Here is a 21,065-nt window from a genome sequence, read left to right as displayed (position 1 = left end):
GGGCTTGCCCGCGAACACGGGCGAAGCCCGTGCCATCCGCTACCGCGCCTTGCCAATCGCTTTCGCTGCGTCTGCCAGGCGTTGGGTCGCCTGCCGGATCTCATCGGCATCCAGCGAAGCAAACCCTAGGCGCAAGGCGTTCTCGGCATGGCCAAACGGTGAAAACTGTCGCCCACTGCGCACCACCAGGTCCCGTTCCAGCGCTTTGTCGACCAACTGATCCACGTTGATCTCATCGGCAAACCTCACCCACAGCGCCAGGCCACCTTCTGGCGCCTGCACGCTGATCTGTTCGCCGAACGCATCGCGCAAACACCCCAACAAAGTCTCGCGCCGGCGCCGGTACTCGCGGTTGACCCGGCGCAGGTGCTTCTTCAGTTCGCCATCATTGATCAGGTCCGCCAACATCTGCTGCATGACTGCATCGCCCTGCCCCAGGGTCAACATCGCCCTGCGTTCCAGCACGGTTGTCACTTCCACCGGTGCCACGATATAGCTGCAACGGAACGTGCTGCCCAAAGGCTTGGACAGTGAGCCGATGTAAATCACGTGCCGCTGCTGGCGGTCACTGGCCAACGGCAGATAGGGCCGCCCGGCAAAGTGGTATTCGTAGTCGTAATCTTCTTCGACCACGCAAAAGGCATGCTGGCGCGCCAGCTCCAGCAGCTGTTGCCTGCGCCCGGCTGGCAGGCTGACCGTGGTCGGGAACTGGTGATGGGGCGTTATGTACATCATCCGCACCTTGTGCTGCCGGCACAGGGCATCGAGCTGGTCGACCCGGCAACCCTCATGGTCCAGCTCCACGGTCACCAGGCGGGCACCCAACTGACGGAAGATTTCCCACGCAGGGGGGTAACTCAGGCGCTCGACCAGCACAACGTCACCCGGCTTGAGCAACACACTGGCCACCAGGGACAGTGACATCTGCACCCCCTGGGTCAGGCAGATATGCTCGGCGCCAACGTTCAGGCTGCGGTTGTGCCGCAGCATGTCGGCCAGGGCGCTGCGCAGATTGCGGCTGCTGCACTCGCTGCCGTGGCGAACGCTGTTGCTGGTGAAGCTGCTGCGCAAGGCATTGCGGTAATAGCGATGCAGTACAGCCTGTGGCAGCAGGCGATGGTCACAGGCGCCGTTGTCGAAGAACAAGGCCCCCGGCCGCCCTTGCTGCGCTACAGCCTGTTCGTTCGCCTTGAAGTAGGCAACGGCAGGTTCCTCTGGCAGCGCCAGGGCAAAAGGCCGCACGGCACCGGAAACGGCCGCTGTGCCAGGCGCCAGCTGCTGGCTGACGAAGGTGCCCCGGCGTTGCACGCTTTGCAGCCAGCCTTTGGTTTCGGCTTCCTCATAAGCAAGGATCACGGTCTTGCGATTGACGTTCAGCAATTGCGCCATCTCCCGCGTGCCCGGCAACGGCGTGCCAGGGCGCAGGCGACCCTCGCTGATTGCGGCCACCAGCCCTTCGACGATCTGCCGGTACGAAGCCTGTGCCCCATCGAGCCTGAGCAGTGGCTGCCATTTACGAAGCTGGACCATATGAAATATCCAAAACTGGAGGTTCTGCTGGTCCTGGACTATAGCAACAATCGAACCTCCATTTGCCCCGAGGTGCTCATGCAAAGCCGCCACGTCATTGAATTGTCGCCCTCGGGCAAAACCTTCGAAGCCAGCCAGGAGCTGCTGCTCGATGCCATGCTCGCCAGCGGCCTGCCGGTACCCTTTTCCTGCCGCCGCGGCGCCTGCGGCTCGTGCAAGGTCAAGGTGGTCTCAGGGCAGCATCAGGACAAGCAGCGGGATGCGGACACACCGCCGCCGTCCTATCCCTTGGCCGCCGACGAGATGTTGCTGTGCCAGAGCCACGCCTGCAGCGACATGCGCCTGGAAATACCCGGCTGGTCACTGGACGCCCCGGCACTGGAAACCCAGGCACAGGTGGTTGGCAAGCGCGCGCTGAGCGCAGATATCGTCGAGCTGGTGTTGCAGCCTGCTCAGCCGCTGGAGGTGCGGGCGGGCCAGTACATGCGGTTCCAGCTGGACAACGGCGACAGCCGCTGTTTCTCCATTGCCAACCTGCCTGCCCGGGAACAAGGGCAACTGGTGTTTCACATCCGCAAGGTCAGCGGCGGCCTGTTCACTGAAGGTTTGCTGCCCACCCTGCAAGCAGGTGCAACGGTAAAGCTCGAGGGCCCGCTGGGCGCCTGTACCTGGCAGCACGATGACCAACGCCCGCTGATCCTTTTCGCCACTGGCACAGGTTACGCCGGCATAAAGCCGCTGTTGCTGACGGCCTTGGCCGGCGATGCCGACGTCACGCTGTATTGGGGCGGCTCTTCGCCGGCGGATTTCTATGACCGCGAATTTCTCGACGTGTCCAGCCGTGTGCACCCGCACTTTCGCTGGCAACCGGTGCTCTCGGCCCAGGCACGTATACAGCAGGTGGCGCTCAGCCAGACGCATCGCTGGGGCGAAACCCAGGTCTATGCCTGTGGCAATGCCACGATGATCAGCCAGGCCCGCGAGCAATGCCTTGCAGCAGGGGTACCGCCCCATCGCTTTGTAGCCGAGGCCTTTGTCGCCAGCGGTGCACTGACAACGCAGGCTTCCTCAACCAACCCGCTGCACCCTGAGCTGGAAAAGGTCGGCCCACGTTATTCGCTGGACGGCATGCTCGCGGCCCGCGAACAGTCGGTGCGGGCCGTGGCTGCCATTGCCAGCCAACTGCAGGTCGGCATGACCACCGCCCAGGCACTGGAGATGGCCGCGCATACCCTGCAGGCGATGGGCGCCTCACACACCTGGCACCCCACCTACATCCGTTTTGGTGACGATACCGTGCGTACGCCACGGCAAGGCATTGACCTTCAACGTGTGCTACGCGCCACGGACATCGTCGTTGTCGACGTTGGCCCGGTTTGGGATGGCTATGAAGGTGACTATGGCGATACCTTCGTGTTTGGCCAGCACGCCCTGCACCACGCCTGCGTGAAGGCACTGCATGAAGTGTTCGACGAGACCCGCCAGGCCTGGGGCCGCGGGTTGACCGGGCGTGAACTGTATAACTTTGCCGAGCGCAGTGCCCAGGCCAAAGGTTGGCAGCTGGAGCGCAACCTGGCCGGGCATCGCATCGCCGACTTCCCGCATGTGTTGTATGGCCAGGACAAGCTGGCCGAGGTGGAGATTGTCCCGAGCGAGGTGGTGTGGGTGCTGGAGATACAGCTGTGCCACCCTACCGAACCTGTCGGGGCATTCTTCGAAGACATCCTGATTGCGAACGCAAGCCGGGGGCTGCCAGGGCAGCTTGATACCGCATCGGCCCTTGAACCCGTAACAGGTTAAAGTGGGCAACAGAAGGACACCCGACAAGGACGATTACCATGCAAGTACGCACGCTCACCCCTGACGACCTCCCCCAAGCCTGCGCCTTGTGCATGGATGCCTTCATGCAGGCAGTCGCGCCCACACTGTCGGCGCAAGGTATCGAGACCTTTACCCAGGTGTCAGCACCCCAGGCGTTTGCCGAGCGCATGCAGGGTGACAACCTCATGCTGGCCTGTTTTGTCGAAGGCGCTATCGCGGGGCTGATCGAGCTCAAGGAAGGCCGTCACATTGCGATGCTGTTCATTGCACCAGGCCTGCAACGCCAGGGCATAGGCAAGCGTTTGATGAACGCCGCACTGGAGCATGCCAGCGCCGAGGTGGTGACGGTAAAGGCATCATTGTCTTCTGTACCCGCCTACCAACGCTACGGCTTCACCCTGGCAGGCGACGTGGGTGAGTTTGCCGGGCTGGTGTATCAGCCGATGGAAAAGCGCCTGCCGACCCAGCCAGCGTAGGAGCAACCTGGGGTCGCGACAGGGCCGCAAAGCGGCCCTGGCAATACTCTGTCTCAGCGCGTTGCTGGCAGAAATCCGCTCGCGAGGCATCCGCCGACCCCGAACCAACCAAGGGTGTGGCGGCTTGTCAACCCGCCATCAACCGTTGCCGCTTCAGGCGCCGAGTGAACACAGCACGCTTTGCAGTTTGTCTCGGGTGGTATTCGTGCACGTCTGCATGGGCTCGCGCAGCTCGTCTGCAATCAGGCTTTGCAGCTGCAATGCCGCCTTGACCACGGCCGGGTTGGGCTCGGCAAAGGCCACTTTGATCCAGGGCAGCAACTGGTAGAACGTACCACGCGCGGCAGCCCAATCACCGCTGTCAACCTGCCGCACCATGCGTACGTACAGGTCGGCGCGCACATGTGCGGAGGCTGAAATGGCCCCTGCCCCACCCAGGCACAGGTTGTTGAAGATCTGCAGGTCTTCACCGGCCAGCACCTGGGCGTGGCCGTCCTCGATCAGGGCCATGGTCGTCTCGCTGTCACCGCCGCAGTCTTTCACCGCTGCAATGCGTGGATGGCGCACGATACGGCGCAGGGTTTCACGTTCGATGCGTACGCCTGTGCGGTAGGGAATGTCGTAGACGATCACTGGCACGCTGGCCGCATCGGCCACGGTGGCGAAGAAGGCTTCGATGCCGGCCTGCGAAGGGCGGATATAGCAAGGTGCGGGCACCAGCAGCCCGCCAATGTCACGCTGCTGGATTTCAGCCTGGAAGGCCAGCAACTCACGCAGGTTGTAACCTGACAGGCCCATCACCATCCTGCCAGGCTCAACCCAGGCCAGCACGGCATCCAGCACTGCCAGTTGCTCGGCCTTGGACAACGCCGCTGCCTCACCCGTGGTACCGCACACTACAAAACCGGCCACACCGTCTTCGAGCAGCTTCTTCACCAGCTTTTCCAGGCCTGGGAAGTCGATTTCATTGGCGCGCATTGGCGTGACGAGGGCGATCCAGATACCACGGAAATTCGACATGCAAAAACTCCTGATGTTGACCGAAAGTCAGCGTCAGCAGGGCGAAGAGTGGAAGTGGTGGCAGTGATACCTGGCGCCTTCTGTCTCGTCAGCCCACCTGACGAGACAGCGCGCCTCGGTCAGATGAGCGGCTGTTTCTTGGATTTCTTGGCAACGGCAACGCACGCGCCTGCCTGGGCGATGAAGCCCGAAGCGGAAATGGCGTGGTTGGATGTGGACATGTTGGCAAGCCCGTTGCGTAGGTATGGCTGGATAATGGTGGGGCGGCGTGCCTGGTGTCAACCCTTGGCCCGCATCGCCCCGTGCAGGCGCGCCCCTTGCAACGCAGCGATTGCCGTCACCGCCACTCGCTGGAAGGCTCCAGCGGTGTCACCGGCAGGGCTAGGTTGCCTCGCCACGGTTCGAACAGGTAGCGCAGGTAGAGCATGCCATGGCTAGGCGCATAGTCATCGCTATGCTGCCAGTCGAAGCCGCCGCCCAGTACCCACTGGTCACTTAGGCGCCGTTCGAACAGACCGCGCAGGCGGTAGCCCAACCCGCTGCTGTCGCTGGCTTCGGTCATCGCATCGATGTTGGAGTCGACGCCATAATTCGCCAGTACCTTGCGGTTGATGTGCGCGTCCGGGTACAAGCGGCTACTGCCACTATGAGCCTGAGACCAGCTGACGGAACCTTCCAGCAGCAGCGACCAGTCGTAGTTGCGCCAGGCATAACTGACCGGCACGCCCACCGAACTGTAGCGCTGCGGGCTGTAGTAACCGCCCTGCCCCAGGCTGTAGCCGCCCAGGTCCTTGTCATGGCGCCAGTGCATCAGCGTCACGCCAACACGTACACGCTCGTCGGCCTTTTCCACCACGCGGTGGTAAAAGCCGGCCATGGCCCGGGTCCGCTGGTTGTCGGCCACGTTTTCGCCGTACAGCCAATGGTGCCCCAGGCTGGCCCACACCCCGTTGTCGCCACCTTGGTCCCAGCTCAGGCCGAGCGTGGCGCCATTGGCAGTGACCCCGCCCCAGCGCACGCCCGTCGGGCGGTCGCGTGCGCCGGCGAACGACAGCAATGAATTGCTCATCGGCCGGCGCGAGGCGGTCAGCGACCAGCCAACCTGCCCGAGGTCACCGTTGACCGTTGCGCCGCCCAGCCAGTTGTTGATTGCATAGCCCTGGGTGGTGCCCAGGTCGAACGCCCAGCGGCTGCCCTGCCAACCCAACGCCAACAGGCTGCCGTTTGCAGTCTGCGATCCCCCCGTGCACGCGGGCAGTGTTTTGCCGTCAGCGGTCTGGCCAACAAACTGGCAGCTGCCGAAGTCGGGGGTGTAGCTTCCCTGATCGTTCGGCTCGAACGACCCCGCATCCATGCCAATGCGCTCTACTCGCGCAAACGCGGTGCCCTCCTGCCAAGGGGTGTCGACATGCAACAAGGTCGACTGGGTACTCAGTTCCGAAGTACCGGGCGTACCGTCATCCTCGCGCCAGCCGTAGTCATGCATCAGCGTCACATGGGTATTGCGCTGGCGATACAGGGCATCCACATCACTGCGCAGGCTGCGGGCCAGCCAGTCGTCGCCATCCTGCTCGCGGCTGGCCAGGGTCAATGCACGGTCATCCCGTGGCGCTACGGCAGCACGGTCCAGCAACTGCGCATCGGCCATCGCTGCCGCGTAAAGGTCCAGTGCTCGTTGAGGATCATCCTGCGCTACCAGGCGGGCTGCGTCGCGCCGCAACAACGGATCGGGTCGCGTCTGCTGCGCGGCAATCCGGTCAAGCAGCCTGGCCGCCTGATCGTGTTCACCCAGCGCGGTCCACACCGCCGCCAGGCGCCGCTGGGCGTTGCCGTCATCAGCGGCAAATTGTGGCACCTTCACGCCCAGCATGTGCCGGGCCTGCTGCAGGTTGCCTTCGGCCACGGCGCTTTCCATCACCCCAAGGCGTGCATCAGGGCGCCCAGGCTGCACGACCAGTACACGCTGGTAATAGCTGCGCGCCTTGCCATGTTCACCACGCGCTGCTGCCCAGTCAGCCAACAGCATCAAGTCGTCCGGGCTACCTTCACCACGCGCCAGGCCGGCTTCAAGCAAGGCTGTCGCCTCGGCACTGCGGCCTTGTGCCTGCAACTGCTGCGCAGAGGCCAGGGTCATACGCCGCTGAACACGCTGTTCCAGCGCGTGCATGTCCGCGCTCCAGGTCGCCTGAGGTACCGCCCTCAGACTTTCCAGAGCCAAGGCATCACGGTCGCTGGACTCCAGGAACAGGCCGTTGGCATAGCGCGTTGCCGGATCACGTGGCTGGTGCTGCACCAGCCTGGCAAATGCCGCGTCGGCCTCGCCAGTGCGCCCTTGGTGACGCAGACTGTTGGCCAGCTGATACACCAGCCAAGGCTCATCGGGGGCCAGGGCCGAAGCCTGGCCCAGCACGTGGCTGGCCGTCGACCAGTCCTCGCGCTGCAGGGCTTCGTCCCCTTGCTGGCGCAGCCGCGCAAGTTCCAGGCTGCGTCGCAGGCTGGCGAACTGCGCCTGCTGCCGTGGTGGCAGGCTGTCCAGGTATGCCTGCGCCTTGCCTGGCGACTGCGCCTGGTAAACGCGCATCAAGCCACGCACGGCACTTTCGTTATCCGGCGCCATACGCCGTACCTGCAGGTACTGCCGCTCGGCAGCCGCCACATCGCCCTCGGCCAGCGAGACATCTGCCAGGCCCAGCAACGCGTATTCATCCTTTGGCCGTTGCTGGCGAGCCTGCTGGTAAAGTGCGCGCGCACCGCGCACGTCTTTCACCTCCAGGGCCCGCTCGGCTTTCTTCAGCAGGGCCCAATACTGGCTGGACGACTCCAGGTCCTTCCATTGGCTGATCCAGTAGGTGTCCTGCTCCTTGGCGCTCGCCGCGCGGAACGCCGCATGGGCGTCTTCATGGCGGCCCTGGCGCATCAACGCATAACCCAGGGCCCCATGCAGGCTGGCATCGCCCGGGTACTGGCGCAGTGCGCGGCGCAGCTGCGTTTCCGCTTCGGCATTAAGGCCCTTGTCGAGCAATGCCTTACCCCGTTGACCGGCCTGCCATGCCGGGTCGGCCAGCAGCTTGCGCTGCTGTTGCAAGGTCTCGCTGGCCTGTGCCAGGGGTAACGCTGAAGAAAGGCTTGCCAGGCTGCCGCGCTGGTGGCACTCACGGCTTGCCCGGACAGGTAGTCGAACTCGCGCTGGGCAGCGGCATCCCGTGCACCAGGGTCTCGCGCCAGCTGATCGAGCAGGGCCAAGGCCTCGCGGTCACGCTTTTCGGCGAACAACCAACCAGCCAGGGTCTGGCGCAGCCCGGCGCTGCCCGGGTACTGCTGATCCAACCGCTGCAACTGGCGGATCGCCTCAGGGCGTTGGCCTGGCAGATTGCCGCGCACGCGCCAGTAGTCCAGGGCCAATTCAAGGCTGGGTGGTTCGCCGGCAACCAACTGTTCGTATACCGCCAGCGCCTCTTCATTACGGCCGGTAACTGCCAGCAGACGCGCCTGCTGCAAGCGCCGTGCAGGCGCCGGTTGTTGAAGCTCAAGCAGGCGTGCGGCCTGACGTGCTTGCAGGCTGCCAGGCGCCACGGCACTGATCCGCGCACTCAACTGCTCGGCTTCACTGCTGTTCTTCTCGCGCAATGCCAGGCTCAAGGCCGCCAGCAACACGTCCGGGTTGCGCGGCTCAAGCAACTGCAAACGGCCCAGCGCATCGCGCACCAGGTCGTCACGGTGCAGCGCTTCGCCGCGGCGTACCTGGTCCAGCAGCCATTGGCGCTGTTCATCGATATCCTTGGGTTGCGCATCTGCCTGGCAGGTTATTGCCGCCAGCATCAACACGCCGATCATTCGCTGCATGGCGCGCTCCAGGCCGGCAACAGCCGGCCGTGCGGGTCAAAACGGTAACGGGCCTCGTCGAAGCCCTGGCCGAACAGCGCCAGCACCTGGCTGTAATACGCCTTGGCCTCGACCGGCTGTTCGCGCAAGCGCTGGCGCTGGGCCGCCAAGCCGGCCACGTGCTCTGGCGAGGCAGCAAGCAATGGCAGCAAGGCCGCAGAGAAACCCGCCGGGCCATGGCCGCGGGCTTCACCGCTGCGTGCATCCAGGTGCTCAGGAGGTAGCCCCTGGCGCTGGGTCAATGCCGCCATCGGCGCATAATGGGCCACCAGTTCGCGGCGTTGCGCCGCCCCCTCGGCCAACATGCCGACCCACAGGTACACACGAATGGCGTCATAATCACCGGCATTGCCATGTTTCGTGTCTGCCGCTGGCTTTCCGGCCGGCGTCCACAGCAACCAGTCCGGGGCAAAACCCTTTGGCGACGATGCCAACCACAAACGCCGCGTGTTGGCCGCCAGCTCACCCCACAAGGGGTCCACATCGCTGAAGCGGTCGAGCAGCTGCAGCGGCAGGTAGCTGGGGTTCAGGCGGGTACCCTGGGCGTCTTCGAAGCCGTAGTCACCTGGCAGCAACATCACACCAAGGCCTGGAAGCTTGCGCACGGTCTGCGCGGCGATACGCCACAGCAGGTGCTGGCCCAGTTGCGTGTAGGCCGGCTGGTCCCACAACCGCCCTGCTTCCAGCAGGCTGTAGGCGATCCACAGATCGGCATCGCTGGCGTTGTTGGCGTCCAGCACCTGCCACTGCTGCTGCCCGTCACGGCCCCACAGCCAGGCAGGCAGATGCCGGGCCAGGTCACCCTCGGCGAGGTTGTTGCTGGTCCAACGCAGCAACTGCGCGAAGGTTTGCCGGTCGTTACCTACCAGGGCGAAGAACAGCGCGTAACTCTGCCCTTCCGAGGTGGTGATCAGGCGCTCGTCACTCGGGTCGATGACCCGCCCATCCACACTCACCAGCTCGGCCTTGAACCGCTCCCAGGCAGGCCATGGGCAAACCGACCCGGCATTGGCGAAAACGGGCAGGCCTAAGGCGACCAGCCCTACCAGCATCTGGCGCATCATCACCCCGCCTCACCCAAGCGGCGCTTGCCTGCCCAGCGCAGTGCCCGCCACAACAAGAAGGCGAACAGCACCACGCAAACAGCCGCGATCACCGCCAGCAACACAGGGTGCTCGGACAAGTGGAACCACAGCAGCAGCCACCATGGCAGCGCGCCCACGAAGTAGTGCTCGCCGACGAACTGGCTGCTCACGCCACTGCTGCGTAACAGCGTTACCGAACCCGCCACCGCATCGAGCTTGCCTACATCGCCAAGCATGTCGCGCAGCAATGCGTAATCGCTGTCGCTGTTGGCCAGCAAGGCCACAACACTGCGCTGCTCGTGGAACGGCGACTTCAGCCCGGTGATGGCCGCAATCGGCGCCTGGGCGCTGACCGCCACGCGGCTGCTTGCAGCCACCGGCTCAGTATCGAAACGCTGGCCACCGGGCAACGATGCGCTGCGGCCCTGCAGCAACCAGTCACGCTGGGCGCTGAGCAACAGGCCAAGGTCGGGCGCGTCGCGCAGGGCCTCGGGCAGGCTGCCGATCAGCAGCAAGTCGGCGTCTGCCGCTGCGACCTGTTGCCAGTCGTCGATCAATTGCAGGCCAAGCGCCGGGTAACCGATCTGTCCGGCCAACCCGCCAACTGTGTCGAGCAAAGTGCCGACCTGCATCGCCGTAGGTTTGGCCGGCATGATGACCAGCGTCTCGGACAGGTCGGCCATGCGGCTGAACGGGAAGCCACTGCGGGCGAATGCACGCAGGTCGGGCATGGCGATGTAATGGTGGTAACCAGAAAGGTCGATGGTGGAGTTGTCGTCGATCGCTGCACGCACGTCCACCGGCAGCGAGGTCTGGCAGCGATCGCGCTGGGCGCTGCCCAAGGTGCTGGCAAAGCTGAAGTCGAAGCGCAGGCGGTTGCGGTCGCCAATCTTCAGCGCCGGCACCAGCGAGTTCTCGCTCAATGCAGTGTTGTCACCGGACAGCACTGCCAGGCGCATTTCCTCAAGGGTACCGCCGCGCCGGTCATTGCCCACCAGCGGCATGCTGGTGATGTACTGATCGTTGACGCTGATGCTCAGGCGCGATTCGTCGGTCACCGCTGGCGCCGTATAGCGGTACAGGGTGCGCAGCGGAATACCCTGGTTGCGCCAGACGAACAAGTCGGGCGGCAGGTTCAGTTCCAGTGTCACCGGCCGCGGTTGCAGGCCGCTGACTTGCAGTTGCTCGGGGTAATCCAGCAGTTCGGCAAATCGTACCGGCCGGTCGGTGCGCGTCCAGTTCGGCGCATCGTAGGGCTGACGCGGTTGCAACGCGGTCATCTGCTCCACTTTGACGCGCGCGCCACGGAACAGATTGTTGCCGACCGCCAGCGCCGAGGCGGCCTTGATCAGGTCGTCGTCGTTACGGCCCAGCACCAGCAGCACTTTGCTGAAGCGGTCGTGCGGATGATCGATCACCTGCAGCACGGGGCCGTCGACTGGCGGGAACTGCTGCAGATCGGCGAGGAACGCCGGGCGACGGTCGTTGCTGGCAAACACGATGCTCGGTGCAGGTTTTTCGCCACGGGCCGGCAGGTTGTTGTACAACACAGGGAAGCTGGCCTTGCGCCAACCGGCCTGGCTGCCGAAGTAGGATGCCAGGATTGCCGCCGCACGCTGCTCGCCCAGGCTCGGCACGCCGCTGAACACCACCGGCAGCACTACCTTGCCGGTGTCGCGGGTATCGAAGAACGGCAACGGGAAATGCGCCAGGTCGTTTTCCAGCACCAGCGCCTGCTCGTGCAACTGTACCTGGCTCTTGCGGTTGAGGTTAAGCCACAGGCCGCTGTGGGCCGGGTCTTCGCAGACATCGGTATAGTGCCCGACAAACTCCAGACGTACCCGGTTGAAGTCGCCAAGCAGTTTCGGGTCCAACGGCAGCTGGCGACGTACACGCTGGCCCAACTGCTCCTTTTCCACCGGAACTACGCCCATCAGCTCGTCGTTGAGGTAGACGCGCAAGTGCGACAGGTTCGGCAGCAAGGCTGGCGAAGGCGTGTAGTCCAGTTGCAAGCTGGCATCGGTGGCCAGGCGATCGCGACGCAGGCCAAACTCGATATGCTCACTGTTGCGTACCCCCAGCAGCAGGCTGTCGGACGCATGCCCAAGCTGCTCGAAGGTTTTCGCAACCTGCCAGTTTGGTACCGTGGGTGTGGGTACCGCAGGCTCGGCAAGCGGAGCTACGGAAGCAGCAGCGGCGCTCTGCGACAAGGCGGTAAACAGCGCCATCGCCAGGCCCCAGGTACGCGCGGGATAACCAGTCATCATGCGTCTCGATCAACAGGGTTCATGGAAGGGATTGCCTGCGGTGTGCGGGGCCAGTAGCTGGCCAGCCACGACGCCAGCGAACGCAACGGGCGCAACCACGCCCGCAGCCATGGCGGCATGTGCTCGACCAGGCGCACGTAACCGACGCCACCCAGCTTCAACACATCGATCAGGCTGCGCAGCGGGCGCTCGACCTCGTGCTGCTCGTTCCAGCCAAGCCAGGCATCGGCGCGGGCAAAGGTGCAGTGGACCAGGTCGATACGCTGCTGCAGGGCGAGGTCGCGGAACACCAGGCCCACGTGTTGCCCGACGGTACGGGTGACGCACGCCTGGAAGGCGAACTCGCGCTGGCCGCGGTTGAGCAGCAGGCGTACCTGCTCCCCCGGTTTCAGCTCCAGACCGGGCTGTACCTGCAGGCCGATACCGCCGTCGGAGTAGTCGACCAGGGTGCAGGGGTAGGCATGACCGCTGGCAAGCATCAGCCCCGCCGGCAAGCGCATCTGCACCCGATGGGCGCGGCGCACCTGGCGCACTTCGGCGGCCACCGCAACTGCGGCACCGATAATCAGCAGGTTGTAGATCACCCACAGCGAGCTGACGATCACCGTGCCGATTTCTGCCGTCGGGCCGGTGACCAGGCGCCACACCGCAAAGCCCAGACCCACCACGTTGAGCGCCGCCAGCCACAGGTAAGGTTGGGCGATTCGCCAGTCGAACTGTTCCTGCTCCATCAAGCCGCCCTTGGCGGTGACGTTGAACGTGCCTTTTTTCGGCGCGAACAGCGCCACCGTGGTTGGGCGGGCGATGTACCAGGCCAGTACGGTCTCGTAGACCTCGCCCCAGAAGGTTTGTCGGTACCTGCCCTGCATGCGCGAGTTGGTCAGGCTGGCGTGGATCATGTGTGGCAGCACGTACAGCAGAATCATCAATGCCGGTGCGTAGATGATGTAGGCATGCAGCAACAGGAACGCCAGTGGCGCCGTCAGGAACACCAGCCGCGGCAGGCCGGCCAGAAAGTGCAGCATCGCGTTGGCGTAGCACACCCGCTGGAACAGGCTAAGGCCACGCCCGAACAGCGGGTTGTCGGTGCGGAAGATCTGCACCATCCCACGGGCCCAGCGAATGCGCTGGCCGATGTGCGCCGACAGGCTTTCAGTGGCCAGGCCCGCAGCCTGCGGAATGCTCAGGTAGGCTGATGTCCACCCTTGACGATGCAGGCGCAGGGCGGTGTGGGCATCCTCGGTCACGGTCTCGACGGCAAAACCACCGATGCTCTCCAGCGCGGTGCGGCGCAGCACGGCACACGAGCCGCAGAAAAACGCCGCGTTCCACATATCGTTGCCGTCCTGGATCAGGCCGTAGAACAGCTCCCCTTCGTTGGGGCGGCGGCGGAACGAACCGAGGTTGCGCTCGAACGGGTCAGGCGAGAAGAAATGGTGCGGTGTCTGCACCAGCGCCAGTTTAGCGTCCTTGAGGAACCAGCCCACGGTCAGTTGCAGGAAGGAGCGCACCGGCACATGGTCGCAGTCGAAGATGGCGATCAACTCGCTGTCGGTGACGCCCAGCGCATGATTGAGGTTACCGGCCTTGGCATGCTTGCTGTCGGGCCGCACGATATACCCTACCCCGACTTCGTCGGCAAAGGCACGAAACGCGTCGCGGCGGCCATCATCGAGAATGTAGATGCGCAGGCACTCGCGTGGCCAGTCCAGGCCCAGCGCGGCCATTACCGTGGTGCGCACCACTGACAGGTCTTCGTTGTAGGTGGGGATCAGCAAATCGACGGTTGGCCAGTGCCTGGTGTTGGCCGGGAGGTTTGCCGGCTTGCGCTGCAATGGCCAGCTGGTCTGGATGTAACCCAGGATCAGCACGAACCACGAATAGGTTTCTGCCGCCAACAGGATCACCCCGAATACCAAGTCGGTGGTGTCGTTCCAGTTCAGGGTCGAGGTGTAGCGCCACCACAGATAGCGGCACGAGATAATGGTCGACAGCACGATCAGCATCAAAGTCGGGAAACGCCCCGGCATGTGTCGCACCAGCAAGGCGATGACCAGCAGCAGGCAGATGAACATCAGCTGCGCCAGGTAGCCGAACGGTTCGGTCACGCACAGCAGGGCGAGGCTGAGGGCGAATACCGTCAGCACGCTATAGAACGCCCGCCGGGCAAACACGCTCAGGCCGCGCAGGCGTGCCGAGGCCTGGTGTTTGAAAGCACTGGCGCGGTAGCGCGCGGGTACCTGTTGCAATGCATCGATCAGCAGGCCGCGGTAGTGGCGCGCCACCCCGCCTGCCGCCCGCAGGTGCATGCGCACCGCGCCCAATGCGCGGCGGCCAGGCCTTGCTGTACGCACCTGCGGTTGGCGCCGCAGCAACAACCACAGGCTCTGGATCAACAGACGCAGCGGGTCACCCAGGGTCGGGCGCTTGCCCGCCAGCTGCGGGTACAGGCGTTGGCGCTCGGCCAGCAGCGCCTGCCAGGCGGGTGATTCCAGGCGCAGGAACAGGAAGGCCAGCCACACGCCGAGGGTGAACAGCCACGCGACCGGCAGACGCGCACCACGGACAGTGAACCAGGTATAGGCCGACAGAGGGTTCAGGGTCACGGCTGGCGCCTCGTCAGACAGCGCACCGCCAGGCTTTGCACATCCCGGCAGGCCAGGCTCTGCGGTGCGTAAAGACCCAGGGGAGCCTTGTACGCCAGCGCTTCGAGGAAGGCTTCGTCGCGATGGACCACCTGGATCGGCAAGCGATCACGAAACAAGTCACGCCACACCATCAACAGGTCGCTCTGCAAGCGGCTGGCCGGGTCATAGCGGTTGACCAGCAGCATGTCGAAGTGCTCGAGCGGACGTCGCCCGAGCAGCAGGTGGCTGGCCATTTCGGCTTCTGCCACCAGTACCCGTACATCAGTCTCGATGCCATTGCCGGTGGTATCGCCCGGCAATTGCGGCAGGTCGTACAACAGCCAGTCGAAATGCTCGGCCAGCTCGACCTGGCGAGCGGGCCATGACTGCGCATCGGGCACACGGTGCTGCGCACCGCCAGGCAGGTTGCCGTACGGCAGCAGGCACAGGCCATCGAGCACCTCGTACACGGCATCGCTGAACGGCCGCCCTTCCCGCTCGGCCAGCGCCCAGCCCTCGGACGTATCCAGCGGCAGGTTGAAGTGCAGCCCGAGCAAGTTGCTGGGGCACAGGTCAATCAGCAGCACCCGTTCGCCCACGCCCTGCAGCGCGTAGCCCAATGCAGCCAGCAAGGCGCTGCGCCCCAGGCCTCCGCGTACCCCATGCAAAGCCAGGCTGGTCATGGCGCGACCCTCTCGCGCCGGGTGACAGCCGCGTACAGCGCATCGTCGCTGCTGGCCCTGCAGCTTTCACCCAGCAATGGCCAGCGCTGCAGGGCCTGCTGAACGCCCACCAGCATCGAGATGTCCTGGTAGTTCAGCTCAGGCATGTCCAGGTGCTGGCGCAACTGGGCAATATCGTCGCTACGGTCGGACGGGTCTGCCTTGCCAGTGATCATGGGCGCTCCTTGGGGATCGGCTGCCAGTCAGGCTGGCCTTGCAGGCGCATGTAGGCGCGCCCCTGGTAATTCAGCACCTGTGCGCCAGAGGTTTCGGCAACCTGCTCGGTGGTTGGCAGGTCGGTCAGCAGGCCGGGCACATCCAGCACCTGCTGCTGGCCGAGGCCCGCATACACACGCGAGATCAGCTCGGACAGCGCCAGGTAGCTGGTGGCAGCAGTGACCCGCAGCGGCTCGTTGCGGGCAGGCTGGCCCATGCCGATGAACTTCAGGCCGACCGGCACATGGGTAATCGACGGCGTGGGAATTTCGCGCATGCCCGACAACTGCATGCGATCACCATGCAACGCGGCCCCATGCTCAGGGACAATGGCCACCACTACGCGGCGGCCACTGCCCTCCAGTTCGTCAAGGAAGGTGCCAAGTTCGCCAAACAGGCGATTGGCGCGGGTGGCATAGTCGGCCACGCGGGTACCGCCGTCGGCGGTGACGATACGGTTGCCGTCATGCAGGCTGATGCTGTTGTAGAACAGTGACACATGTTCGTCCGGGGTGCCTTTGCGTTGCCCCCACCAACGGCGCAAGACATCCAGGTCACTGGCAATCGGCGAGCCGTCGAAGCCCACCAGTGCCCGTGGGAAGTCGGTATTGCGCATGCCCGGTTGCGGCATGCGCTGCTGGGTAATGTCGCCGATGAAGTTGTCGAACCGGCCGCTGTGGTTGAGCAAGGTGTTGCTCTGGAAACCCAGCCGGGCCAGGTTCTGGAACAACAGGCACTGCTCCGGGGCCGGTTGGTACAGGCCAGCGTGCGACGACTGCCCACAGCTGGCACGCAGCACACGGATTGCGGCCGGGCCGCTGTAGGAGGTCGCCGAGTTGAACTGGTCGAAGATCACGTCCATGCGCGACAACAGTGGGTTGTCCCGCAGCCCCACGGCGGACAGGTCATCCCAGGCCAGCGAGCAGATGTTGATTACCAGCAGGTCGAACGGTTGCTCATCGGCACTCACGGCAGGGAACGCCGTCACCCGCTCGCGCTCACTGGCGAAGAAGCGCTCAAGCCAGCTGTCGAGCGTGGCATTGTCGGCTGCTGCAGTGGCAGGCGCGGGTTCGGCTGCGGTACGCGCCGCCACGCCGGGCGCCTGGCCTGCAACCAGCGACGGCAAGCCGCCGACCGACAGCCATGCCAACCCCAGCAGGCTCAGGGTGCTCAGGCGCAGCCAATGGCGTAGGTACAGGTAACCCACCAGCAACATTGCCAGCGCCCCCAGCAGGTTCCAGTTGATGAAGCGGCCCAGCAGCTCGAGCAGATAGTCCCACGAGAAGTCCAGCACCCCCGGCTGCGCCAGCAGGCGGCTGAAGGGTGGCAGCCAGGTGTCCTGGTAGAAAAGCGCGATACCGATTGGCACCGCCAGCAGTTGCCGGGCAATACGCAGCCACTTGCCCGGCAAAGGGACAAGCAGAAACGCAGCGAACAACAGGTTCGGCAGCGCCTGGAAGTCGAGCATGCCCAGCGCGACCAGCAGAAACTTTGCAAAAAAATAGAGGTTCCACCCTCCCAGTCCAGGCCAGCGGGCCAGTACCGGGAGGGTGATGGTGGTATTAGTCATTCTGGGGTTCCTGGCGTGCAGCGCGGCGGCGTACGCCCAGCGGTTTCAGGTAACGGGGGGGAAGGCGACGGCGCAACACGCCACGTAATGCCGAACACAGGCGCACTAGCAACAAGGCCAGGCCCAGCGTGACGAGTGCGGTAATGCCGACCACCTGCAGCAGTTGCACGAAGTTCATGCGCCACCCCGCTTGGCCAGGCCAACCTTGCGCGGTGCCAGCGCCGACCATGCCTGTGCAGGCAGTTGCGCCGCCGTGTCGCTGCGGGGTGGCTGCGGTAGGTTGCTGTCGAGGAAGGCCGGAGTGGCCAGGCTGTCGACGCCGGCAAGTACCTCCTGGCTGATGAACAGCTCTTTCCATGACAGCTGGAAGATGTGGTCAAGCGCTTGCTCGACCCCTTCGGAGCGGCAGGCGAACAGGAACAGGAACAGCACTTCGCCAACCACGCAGGCAATGTCGCCATCACGGCGGAATACCGTACGCGAGCAAGCCTGCAGCGGGGTCAGGCCAGGCGCCGGACGCAACACCAGCAACTGGTGGACGATTTCGCCGTTGCGCACCCCGTGCCACATGCTTTGCACGGCATCGGCGAACGCCCGTGGCGCTACCAACCCGCAGATGGCCAGCGGCCGCAGGCGTGCCAGCAAGGCGTCGAAGTCGGTTGGCAGGTGTCGACGCCAGACGTAACCCTGGATGCTCTCTACCATGGTCAGGAAGCGTGACAAGCTGGCACCGAACGGCACGATCTGGCTGGCACCACAAGCCAGCAGCAACTGTTCGTCTTGATAACGCAGGGTCGACGCCATTTCGCGCACGACCAGCTTCAAGGCGTTGCCACGCGACTGCCGCAGGTGGTGCAGCTGGCGCGCCAGGCTATCCAGACGCTGCCCACCGTCCATGGCAAAGATCACCGTGGCAGACACCGCACGGCTGGCTTTGCCCCCCAGTTCCTCAAAGCTTTCGCAGACCTGCCAGTGTTCGGAGAAGGCTGGCGCGCCTTCCAGTACCGGGCGCTGGGCCAGGCACAGCAACTCGTCACCACCGGTGTCGCTGGGTGCCTGAGGCGCGGCAGCAACGGCAAAGCCCGCGCTCAGCCGAGTCAGCTCCATGTCCCGGGTGGCGGTTTTGCCAAGCGGGTTGCTCCAGAAATGCTGCAGGTAGCGCACCCCACCTTTGCCGCGGTACACCTGCCCCAGGCCATCGAGGCACTGGTTGAAAACGCGCAGGCGCTCGACCAAGGCAGTGCTCTGCCCCCCACTGACGACCAGCAGCAACGCCGCTTCAGCCAACAATGCCTGGCGCAGCGCATTGCACCAGTGCTCGACTTCGGTATCCGCCCAGGCGTGTGCCGGTGCCAGCAGCACCAGCACACGCCCACGGGCATCAAGACGAGGCAGGTCTTCAACCAGATAACGGGTGGCTTGCGAGTTGGCCTCATACAGTGCCAGCTCGGCCGGACCGCGCGTCGCGTCGAGCGCACCCAGCACGTCATCCATGGCTTGCGCATCGGCGATCAGGGCTGCCCTGGCATTATCGGGCATGCCTTCGACTACCTGGCGGCATAGCAAGGAGGCGTCTTCGGCGGCGTCACAGGCTAACCAGTACAGTCCTTGTTGATGAAGCTGGCTGCTCTCGACGCTCAGGCCGGAAATCGCCAACAACTGCATTCCATTAGTCAAAACACTGGCTCTGCAAAAGGTAAATTGAAACGGTTTGAAGGCGGAATGTGTCACATCCTCTGCTGACGCTTTATAACTCATGTCAAAAAAACGACAAAAATGATGCGCAACACAAAGTTGCGTCAATTATACAGCATCAAGGCAGAATGAAATCAATCTGAAATGTAATGAGTTGCAAAGGTTTGTTAACAAACACCCCAAGGCCGACCTTTTCCGGGTTAAAAACAACAGTCGGCAAAGGCAAGCCGGCAGGGCATTGGCCAAGCAAGAACCGTTTTCCGGAGACAAGCATGCTGCGTATCTTTGAACGTCGGCTCGACCCCTTCCCACCCGACGAGGTACCACCGCCGCCCGTTGGCCTGTTGCGCTTCATGTGGGCTTGTACCCGCGGCGCCCGTGGCTACATCCTGGCGCTGGCGCTGCTCAGTGCCGGGGTGTCGATATACGAAGCCTGGCTATTCGCGTTCCTGGGCCAGGTGGTCGACCTGCTCGCGTCCTGGCAGGCAGGCGGTACTGTTGGCCCCGAGGAAAGCCGTGTGCTGTGGGGGATCGGCATCGTCCTGGTGGTCAGCATCGGGCTGGTGGCGCTGCGCACCATGGTTCAGCACCAGGTGCTGGCGATCAACCTGCCGCTGCGGCTGCGTTGGGATTTTCACCGCCTGATGTTGCGCCAGAGCTTGTCGTTCTTTTCTGACGAGTTTTCTGGCCGGGTCACTACCAAGGTGATGCAGACGGCGCTGGCAGTACGCGATGTGCTGTTTACACTCATCGAAATCCTGCCTGGGATTGGCGTGTATTTCATCGCGATCATTGCCCTGGCCGGCGGCTTTGCCCTGAAACTGATGCTGCCCTTCATTGCCTGGGTCGTGCTGTTCGGCTTGGCCATGCTGTATTTCGTCCCCCGGCTGGGCAAGGTCGGGCAGGAGCAGGCCAATGCCCGGTCGTCGATGACCGGGCGGGTTTCTGACGCTTACACCAACATCACCACGGTAAAACTGTTTTCGCACTCCAACCGCGAAGCGCACTTTGCGCGCGCAGCCATGGAAGATTTCAAGCATACCGGTTTTCGCCAGATGCGCCTGGTGAGCCAGTTCGAAATCGTCAACCAGGCGTTGGTGGTAGGCTTGATCTTTGGTGCCGGTGGCTACGCACTGTGGCTGTGGCACCAGGGCCAGGTCGGCACCGGGGCCGTGGCGGCGATTACCGCCATGGCCTTGCGCGTCAACGGTATGTCGCACTGGATCATGTGGGAAATTACCTCGCTGTTCGAAAACATCGGCACCGTGCAGGACGGTATGGCCACCCTCACCCGCGGCCCCAAGGTGCAGGATGTGCCGGGTGCTGCAGAGCTGGTAACCACGGGTGGCGCGGTGAGTTTCGACAAGGTCAGCTTCAACTACAACGGCGAGCGCCAGGTGCTCAATGAGCTGACGCTGCACATTCGTCCGGGCGAAAAAGTCGGCCTGGTCGGCCGCTCCGGCGCCGGCAAGTCCACCTTGATCAACCTGCTGCTGCGCTTCTACGACGTGGACAAGGGGGAAATACGCATCGACGGGCAGAACGTCGCCAAGGTCACGCAAGACAGCCTGCGCAGCGCCATCGGCATGGTCACTCAGGACACCTCGCTGTTGCACCGTTCGATTCGCGACAATATTGCCTATGGCCGCCCCGATGCTACCGAAGCACAGATCCGTGCCGCTGCGGCCAGTGCCCAGGCCGATGGTTTCATCAGCCAGCTCAGCGACCGCCAGGGCAACAGCGGTTACGACACCCTGGTGGGTGAACGCGGCATCAAGCTGTCTGGCGGCCAACGCCAGCGCATTGCAATTGCCCGGGTGATGCTGAAGAACGCACCGATCCTGCTGCTTGACGAAGCCACCAGCGCGCTGGACTCGGAGGTGGAGGTGGCCATTCAGGAGAGCCTGGATGAAATGATGCAAGGCAAGACCGTTATTGCCATCGCCCACCGGTTGTCGACGATCGCCGCCATGGACCGGCTGATCGTGATGGATGAAGGGCGCATCATCGAGCAAGGCACCCATGCCGAACTGTTGGCGAAAAAGGGTACCTATGCACGGTTGTGGCAGCATCAGAGTGGCGGGTTCCTGGGTGAGGATCAGGGCGTGGCCGAGGCTGTGGAGTAAGCAGAGGCCGGGGGCAGCCAGGGCATAC

Annotated in this window: 13 protein-coding genes and 2 pseudogenes; 3 read left to right on the top strand and 12 right to left on the bottom strand. The window is 63.9% G+C overall.

The window, feature by feature from the left end:
• Positions 1-39: 39 nt before the first annotated feature.
• On the bottom strand, positions 40-1,530 hold the full coding sequence (locus tag ACF8O8_RS10665) for a PLP-dependent aminotransferase family protein (protein ID WP_350297697.1): 1,491 nt from the start codon (positions 1,528-1,530) through the stop codon (positions 40-42).
• Here ACF8O8_RS10665 and ACF8O8_RS10660 point away from each other — a divergent pair.
• Together ACF8O8_RS10660 and ACF8O8_RS10655 are read left to right on the top strand one after the other, a co-directional pair.
• Positions 1,531-3,296: pseudogene (locus ACF8O8_RS10660) on the top strand (M24 family metallopeptidase).
• Between the two features lie 72 nt (positions 3,297-3,368).
• Positions 3,369-3,827 (top strand): GNAT family N-acetyltransferase, encoded by a 459-nt coding sequence (locus ACF8O8_RS10655; RefSeq protein ID WP_010953560.1) that lies wholly within the window; start codon positions 3,369-3,371, stop codon positions 3,825-3,827.
• A 153-nt stretch (positions 3,828-3,980) separates the two neighbouring features.
• On the opposite strand, the gene dapA is transcribed toward ACF8O8_RS10655, so the two are convergent.
• From dapA to ACF8O8_RS10600, 11 genes and pseudogenes are all read right to left on the bottom strand, one after another.
• On the bottom strand, positions 3,981-4,847 hold the full coding sequence (dapA, locus tag ACF8O8_RS10650) for a 4-hydroxy-tetrahydrodipicolinate synthase (protein ID WP_010953559.1): 867 nt from the start codon (positions 4,845-4,847) through the stop codon (positions 3,981-3,983).
• Between the two features lie 337 nt (positions 4,848-5,184).
• Positions 5,185-8,690, bottom strand: a pseudogene (gene bcsC, locus ACF8O8_RS10645) (cellulose synthase complex outer membrane protein BcsC).
• On the bottom strand, positions 8,678-9,793 hold the full coding sequence (bcsZ, locus tag ACF8O8_RS10640; protein WP_049586287.1) for a cellulose synthase complex periplasmic endoglucanase BcsZ: 1,116 nt from the start codon (positions 9,791-9,793) through the stop codon (positions 8,678-8,680). Before bcsZ ends, bcsC begins: the two are co-directional and overlap by 13 nt.
• Positions 9,793-12,081 (bottom strand): cellulose biosynthesis cyclic di-GMP-binding regulatory protein BcsB, encoded by a 2,289-nt coding sequence (gene bcsB / locus ACF8O8_RS10635; protein WP_060488879.1) that lies wholly within the window; start codon positions 12,079-12,081, stop codon positions 9,793-9,795. The genes bcsZ and bcsB overlap by 1 nt, the downstream gene beginning before the upstream one ends.
• Positions 12,078-14,687: a UDP-forming cellulose synthase catalytic subunit gene (bcsA, locus tag ACF8O8_RS10630; protein WP_010953555.1), complete on the bottom strand. Its 2,610-nt coding sequence runs from the start codon at positions 14,685-14,687 to the stop codon at positions 12,078-12,080. Before bcsA ends, bcsB begins: the two co-directional genes overlap by 4 nt.
• Positions 14,684-15,391 carry a cellulose biosynthesis protein BcsQ gene (gene bcsQ, locus ACF8O8_RS10625; RefSeq protein ID WP_010953554.1) on the bottom strand — a complete coding sequence of 236 codons (708 nt, stop codon included), beginning with the start codon at positions 15,389-15,391 and terminating at the stop codon, positions 14,684-14,686. Before bcsQ ends, bcsA begins: the two co-directional genes overlap by 4 nt.
• The gene (gene bcsR, locus ACF8O8_RS10620; RefSeq protein WP_010953553.1) at positions 15,388-15,606 is read right to left on the bottom strand and encodes a cellulose biosynthesis protein BcsR; all 219 of its coding nucleotides are present in this window, start codon (positions 15,604-15,606) and stop codon (positions 15,388-15,390) included. The genes bcsQ and bcsR overlap by 4 nt, the downstream gene beginning before the upstream one ends.
• Positions 15,603-17,216, bottom strand: coding sequence for a cellulose biosynthesis protein BcsG (gene bcsG / locus ACF8O8_RS10615; protein ID WP_010953552.1), 1,614 nt, complete (start codon positions 17,214-17,216; stop codon positions 15,603-15,605). The genes bcsR and bcsG overlap by 4 nt, the downstream gene beginning before the upstream one ends.
• A complete protein-coding gene (gene bcsF / locus ACF8O8_RS10610) occupies positions 17,209-17,394 on the bottom strand; it encodes a cellulose biosynthesis protein BcsF (protein WP_010953551.1) in 186 nt (61 codons plus the stop codon). The genes bcsG and bcsF overlap by 8 nt, the downstream gene beginning before the upstream one ends.
• Entirely contained in the window at positions 17,391-18,881 is a 1,491-nt protein-coding gene (locus ACF8O8_RS10605) for a BcsE family c-di-GMP-binding protein (protein WP_060488877.1), read from the bottom strand. Before ACF8O8_RS10605 ends, bcsF begins: the two co-directional genes overlap by 4 nt.
• A gap of 148 nt (positions 18,882-19,029) precedes the next feature.
• Positions 19,030-19,185: a hypothetical protein gene (locus ACF8O8_RS10600; protein ID WP_164721826.1), complete on the bottom strand. Its 156-nt coding sequence runs from the start codon at positions 19,183-19,185 to the stop codon at positions 19,030-19,032.
• On the opposite strand from ACF8O8_RS10600, the gene ACF8O8_RS10595 reads away from it, so the two are divergent.
• Positions 19,184-21,037, top strand: a complete 1,854-nt coding sequence (locus ACF8O8_RS10595) for an ABC transporter ATP-binding protein (protein ID WP_392509653.1) — start codon at positions 19,184-19,186, stop codon at positions 21,035-21,037. The two genes, ACF8O8_RS10600 and ACF8O8_RS10595, sit on opposite strands and share 2 nt — an antisense overlap.
• Positions 21,038-21,065: the final 28 nt, after the last annotated feature.

Origin of the sequence: Pseudomonas sp. TYF_14 (assembly GCF_043105275.1) — a bacterium.
GTDB classification, from domain to species: Bacteria; Pseudomonadota; Gammaproteobacteria; order Pseudomonadales; family Pseudomonadaceae; genus Aquipseudomonas; species Aquipseudomonas alloputida.
Note: the sequence above shows the minus strand (reverse complement) of the source record. Positions and strands in the feature narration are given on the sequence as shown.

Coding starts and splice junctions, on each gene's coding strand:
- ACF8O8_RS10665 (WP_350297697.1), bottom strand. CDS start 1,530: ATGGTCCAGCTTCGTAAATGGCAGCCACTGCTCAGGCTCGATGGGGCA.
- ACF8O8_RS10655 (WP_010953560.1), top strand. CDS start 3,369: ATGCAAGTACGCACGCTCACCCCTGACGACCTCCCCCAAGCCTGCGCC.
- dapA (WP_010953559.1), bottom strand. CDS start 4,847: ATGTCGAATTTCCGTGGTATCTGGATCGCCCTCGTCACGCCAATGCGC.
- bcsZ (WP_049586287.1), bottom strand. CDS start 9,793: ATGATGCGCCAGATGCTGGTAGGGCTGGTCGCCTTAGGCCTGCCCGTT.
- bcsB (WP_060488879.1), bottom strand. CDS start 12,081: ATGATGACTGGTTATCCCGCGCGTACCTGGGGCCTGGCGATGGCGCTG.
- bcsQ (WP_010953554.1), bottom strand. CDS start 15,391: ATGACCAGCCTGGCTTTGCATGGGGTACGCGGAGGCCTGGGGCGCAGC.
- bcsR (WP_010953553.1), bottom strand. CDS start 15,606: ATGATCACTGGCAAGGCAGACCCGTCCGACCGTAGCGACGATATTGCC.
- bcsG (WP_010953552.1), bottom strand. CDS start 17,216: ATGACTAATACCACCATCACCCTCCCGGTACTGGCCCGCTGGCCTGGA.
- bcsF (WP_010953551.1), bottom strand. CDS start 17,394: ATGAACTTCGTGCAACTGCTGCAGGTGGTCGGCATTACCGCACTCGTC.
- ACF8O8_RS10605 (WP_060488877.1), bottom strand. CDS start 18,881: ATGCAGTTGTTGGCGATTTCCGGCCTGAGCGTCGAGAGCAGCCAGCTT.
- ACF8O8_RS10595 (WP_392509653.1), top strand. CDS start 19,184: ATGCTGCGTATCTTTGAACGTCGGCTCGACCCCTTCCCACCCGACGAG.
- ACF8O8_RS10600 (WP_164721826.1), bottom strand. CDS start 19,185: ATGCTTGTCTCCGGAAAACGGTTCTTGCTTGGCCAATGCCCTGCCGGC.